The sequence below is a fragment of the Mycobacterium sp. E2238 genome, from assembly GCF_001672665.1.
GTDB lineage: Bacteria > Actinomycetota > Actinomycetes > Mycobacteriales > Mycobacteriaceae > Mycobacterium.
The window spans coordinates 1-4,815 of record NZ_LZKF01000164.1; the positions used below are offsets into that span (position 1 = coordinate 1).

Annotated in this window: 5 protein-coding genes; 4 read left to right on the forward strand and 1 reads right to left on the reverse strand. The window is 67.7% G+C overall.

The features are described 5' to 3' along the window. Positions 1-819, forward strand: an 819-nt coding sequence (locus A5711_RS14550) for an ACT domain-containing protein (protein ID WP_156744947.1), incomplete at its 5' end; no start/stop codon positions are given. Between the two features lie 73 nt (positions 820-892). Further along, positions 893-1,903, forward strand: coding sequence for a 3-isopropylmalate dehydrogenase (locus tag A5711_RS14555; RefSeq protein WP_067947623.1), 1,011 nt, complete (start codon positions 893-895; stop codon positions 1,901-1,903). On the opposite strand, the gene A5711_RS14560 is transcribed toward A5711_RS14555, so the two are convergent. Next, positions 1,803-3,107 carry an MFS transporter gene (locus A5711_RS14560; protein ID WP_067947625.1) on the reverse strand — a complete coding sequence of 435 codons (1,305 nt, stop codon included), beginning with the start codon at positions 3,105-3,107 and terminating at the stop codon, positions 1,803-1,805. The two genes, A5711_RS14555 and A5711_RS14560, sit on opposite strands and share 101 nt — an antisense overlap. 95 nt (positions 3,108-3,202) lie before the next feature. On the opposite strand from A5711_RS14560, the gene A5711_RS14565 reads away from it, so the two are divergent. After that, complete coding sequence (locus tag A5711_RS14565) at positions 3,203-4,000, forward strand: fumarylacetoacetate hydrolase family protein (protein ID WP_067947627.1); 798 nt, start codon at positions 3,203-3,205, stop codon at positions 3,998-4,000. Next, positions 3,997-4,815 (forward strand): glutamate--tRNA ligase (gene gltX, locus A5711_RS14570; RefSeq protein WP_082975738.1); only part of this gene is annotated, 819 nt, incomplete at its 3' end. The genes A5711_RS14565 and gltX, both read left to right, overlap by 4 nt.

Consider the following 4,815-nt stretch of genomic DNA (forward strand, 5'->3'; position numbering starts at 1 on the left):
GTCTTCGCCAAGGAGCCGTGCACCGATAGCCCGCTGTTCGAGCTGCCGCAGGTGGTGGTCACGCCGCACCTGGGTGCGTCCACCTCCGAGGCGCAGGACCGGGCGGGCACCGACGTCGCTGCAAGCGTGAAGCTCGCGCTGGCCGGTGAATTCGTCCCCGATGCCGTCAACGTCGGCGGCGGCGTGGTCAACGAAGAGGTGGCGCCCTGGCTGGACCTGGTGCGCAAGCTCGGGGTGCTGGCCGCCTCGCTGTCCGACGGGCCGCCGGTGTCGGTGTCGGTACAGGTGCGTGGCGAGCTTGCCTCCGAAGACGTTGAGGTGCTTAAGCTTTCGGCTCTGCGCGGACTGTTCTCGGCGGTGGTAGAGGGGCCGGTCACGTTCGTCAACGCGCCGGCGCTGGCCGAGGAACGCGGCGTCACCGCCGAGCTGACGACGGCTTCGGAGAGCCCGAACCACCGCAGCGTCGTCGACGTGCGCGCGGTCGCCCACGACGGCACCGCGGTCAACGTGGCCGGAACCCTGTCCGGGCCGCAGCTGGTGGAGAAGATCGTGCAGATCAACGGCCGCAACTTCGACCTGCGGGCACGCGGCACCAACCTGGTGATCAACTACGTCGACCAGCCCGGGGCGCTGGGCAAGATCGGGACCCTGCTCGGCTCGGCGGGCGTGAACATCCAAGCCGCGCAACTTTCCGAGGACGCCGAGGGCCCGGGCGCGACGATTCTGTTGCGGCTCGACCGTGACGTGCCGAGCGAGGTGCGGTCGGCGATCGGCGCGGCGGTGGGCGCCAACAAGCTTGAGGTGGTTGATCTGTCGTGAAGTGCGCCGGCGACGATGCAGAACGAAGTGATGTGGGGGCACCTCCCGCTTGCGGGGGAGAGGAGCGGCGCCGATGAAGTTGGCGGTTATCGGCGGCGACGGTATCGGCCCGGAAGTGACGGCCGAGGCGCTCAAAGTCCTTGACGCGGTGTTGCCGGGTGTCGAGAAGACCGATTATGACCTGGGCGCCCGGCGTTTTCACGCCACCGGTGAGTTGCTGCCGGAGTCGGTGCTCGCCGAGCTGCGCCAGCACGACGCCATTCTGCTCGGGGCGATCGGCGACCCGTCGGTGCCCAGCGGTGTGCTGGAGCGGGGTCTGTTGCTGCGCCTGCGTTTTGAACTGGATCATCACGTCAACCTGCGGCCGGGTCGGCTGTATCCCGGCGTGAGCAGCCCGCTCGCGGGGAACCCGCACATCGATTTCGTGGTTGTGCGGGAGGGGACCGAGGGCCCCTACACCGGCACCGGCGGCGCGATTCGCACCGGAACGCCGCACGAGGTGGCCACCGAGGTCAGCCTCAACACCGCCTTCGGCGTGCGGCGCGTGGTGGCCGATGCCTTCGAACGCGCCCAGCGCCGCCGCAAGCACCTGACGCTGGTGCACAAGACCAACGTGCTGACCTTCGCCGGGAAGCTGTGGTCGCGGATCGTGGCCGAGGTCGGGGAGGACTACCCCGACGTCGAGGTCGCCTACCAACACGTTGACGCCGCCACCATCTTCATGGTCACCGATCCCGGTCGCTTTGACGTGATCGTCACCGACAACCTGTTCGGTGACATCATCACCGACCTGGCGGCGGCGGTGTGCGGCGGAATTGGCTTGGCCGCCAGCGGAAACATCGACGCCACCCGGACCAACCCGTCGATGTTCGAGCCGGTGCACGGCAGCGCGCCGGACATCGCCGGTCAGGGTATCGCCGATCCGACCGCGGCGATCATGTCGGTGGCGTTGCTGCTCGCCCATCTCGGCGAGGACGATGCGGCTAGGCGGGTGGATCGGGCTGTCGAGACCTATCTCTCCACGCGTGGGAGCGAACGGCTCGCCACCACCGAAGTCGGCGAACGGATTGCCGCCGGGCTGTAGTTTCCAGGCCGGGCGGGAGCAACCGCGCCGGCACGAATGGCACCGCGGCCACCGGGAACAGTCCGCACAATATCCACGCGTTCGGATATTTCGCGGCGGTGATCAACGCACCGAAGAGCGGCGGCGCGGCTGCCGCCAGCACCCGCTGGGTGGTGTTCTGAATGCCCAGGGCGCGCCCGCTCCAGAACGGCCCGGCGAATTCGGTGATGGCCGTGGCCTCCAAACCGTTGTCCAGCACGGCGATCACCGAGATGGCGACCATCAGGGGCGCCTGCCAACTCGAATTTAGGAGGTCGGCCCAGGCCAGCAGGAAGAGGGTGACCGCGGCGGCGCCCGCGATGATGCGGACCGGTCGCATGCGCGAGCCGATGCGGTCGGACCAGCGGCCCACCAGCACTCGGCCGAGTGCGCCCAGCAGTTGCGAAAGGGTCACCAGACTGCCGGCGGCCGCGACCGACCAATGCAGATTCTTGATCAGCCATACCAGCATGAACGTGACGGTCACCGTCTGCGGAACCATCATCAGGCCCGCCACGGTGTGAATTCGCCACAGCACCAACGACCCTCGGTAGGGACTTGCCAGTTCGGAATCGGTGGCCTTCTCCCGGGGCTTGCGCGGCGGGTCGATGATGCCGACCGCACTCGCTACCGCCCCGAACGCGCACGCCAAGGCCGTGAATCTGAGCCCCGCAGCCGGGCCGTGTTCGGCCAGCTCCGGAATTACCAGCGCTCCCAAGGCGATTCCGAGGGGTTGCGCGGTTTGGCGGAAGCCCATGGCCAGGCCGCGTTGGTGCGGCGGGAACCACGCCGACACCAGTCGCCCGCCGGCGGTGTTGCAACTGGCCGCGGCCATGCCGCCGAGGAACAAATAGACGGCGATCAACACCATCGAATGTGCCGAGGCCGCGGCGTAGGCCGCCACCGCGGTCAGCGCCGAACCCGCGGCCATCACCATCCGCTCGCCCACGCGGTCGAGCACGTAGCCCCACAACACCAGCGTCACCACCATGCCCCAGCTCGGCATGGAGGACAGCAGACCGGCCTCGTCGAGCGGGATTCCACGCGCGGTCTGTAGCGAGGGAATCAAGAACGCGACGCCGTTGATGAAGAGGAAGGAGCTCGCCGTGGCCACCAGCGATACGACCATGATCGACCAGCGCCCGCCCGCACCCAGTTCACGCGTCGTGGTCGTTGCCGGTTGCATCCCCAATGCTCGCACACGCCCCGAAAAGCGCTGGTAATTACCGTGTGCCTGCTGCCTTTGCGACGCCCAAACCACTCATCAGTAGGCTCAACCAAATGCGCCTTGGTCGAATCGCCAGCCCGGACGGTGTCGCCTTCGTCAGCATCGAGGGCGAACTCGCCGATCCCGCCGCCATGATCGCCCGCGAGATCGCCGAGCATCCCTTTGGCACGCCGAACTTCACCGGCCGATCGTGGCCGCTGGCCGATGTGCGGTTGCTGGCTCCGATACTGGCCAGCAAGGTGGTCTGCATCGGCAAGAACTACGCCGATCACATCGCCGAGATGACCGAGCTCACCGGCCCCGCGGCGCCGGATCCCATCATCTTCCTCAAGCCCAATACGGCCATCGTCGGACCCAACGTGCCGATCCGGTTGCCCGCCAACGCATCACCCGTGCATTTCGAGGGCGAGCTGGCCGCGGTCATCGGCAGGCCCTGCAAGGACGTCTCGGCGGCCGAGGCCGCCGACAGCATCCTGGGCTACACCATCGGAAACGACGTGTCGGCGCGCGACCAACAGAAGGCCGACGGCCAGTGGACCCGGGCCAAAGGGCACGACACCTTCTGTCCGGTGGGTCCGTGGATCGTCACCGACGTCGATCCGGCTGATCTCGAAATCCGCACCGACGTCAACGGCGCGGTGAAGCAACACAGCCGTACCTCTCTGATGATTCACGACGTCGGCGCCATCGTCGAGTGGATCTCGGCCGTGATGACCCTGTTGCCCGGCGACCTCATCCTCACCGGAACGCCGGCCGGGGTCGGTCCGATCGAGGACGGCGACACGGTCTCCGTCACCATCGAGGGCATCGGTACCCTCACCAATCCCGTGGTCCGTAAGGGAAAGTCGTGACTACCGAAACGAAAGTCCGCGTCAGGTTCTGCCCGTCGCCTACCGGCACCCCGCACGTCGGGATGGTCCGCACCGCGCTGTTCAACTGGGCCTACGCCCGGCACACGGGTGGCACCTTCGTCTTCCGCATCGAGGACACCGACGCCGAACGCGACAGCGAGGAAAGCTATCTGGCGCTGCTCGACGCGCTGCGCTGGCTGGGCCTCGACTGGGACGAGGGGCCCGAGGTCGGCGGGCCCTACGGCCCATACCGGCAGTCGCAGCGCAAAGAGATCTACCGGGACGTGGTGGCCAAGCTGCTCGAAGCGGGCGAGGCCTACTACGCTTTCTCGACGCCGGAAGAGGTTGAGGCGCGCCACATCGCGGCGGGCCGCAACCCCAAACTGGGGTACGACAACTTCGACCGGCAGCTGACCGATGCCCAGCGCGCCGCTTTCCTGGCCGAGGGCCGCAAGCCGGTGGTGCGGCTGCGGATGCCCGACGAAGACCTCGGCTGGCACGACCTGGTGCGCGGACCCACCAATTTCGCCGCGGGCGCCGTGCCGGACTTCGCGCTGACCCGCGCCAACGGAGATCCGTTGTACACCTTGGTCAACCCCTGCGACGACGCGCTGATGAAAATCACCCACGTGCTGCGGGGCGAGGACCTGCTGCCCTCCACGCCGCGTCAGCTCGCGCTGTACCAGTCGCTGATCCGGATCGGCGTGGCCGAGCGCATCCCGGAGTTCGCGCACCTGCCAACGGTATTGGGGGAGGGGACCAAGAAACTCTCCAAGCGCGACCCGCAGTCGAATCTGTTCGCCCACCGCGACCGC

Bases quoted from the DNA above. Each gene is read 5' to 3' on its own strand.
- A5711_RS14555 (WP_067947623.1), top strand. From the start codon at position 893: ATGAAGTTGGCGGTTATCGGCGGCGACGGTATCGGCCCGGAAGTGACG.
- A5711_RS14565 (WP_067947627.1), top strand. From the start codon at position 3,203: ATGCGCCTTGGTCGAATCGCCAGCCCGGACGGTGTCGCCTTCGTCAGC.
- A5711_RS14560 (WP_067947625.1), bottom strand. From the start codon at position 3,107: ATGCAACCGGCAACGACCACGACGCGTGAACTGGGTGCGGGCGGGCGC.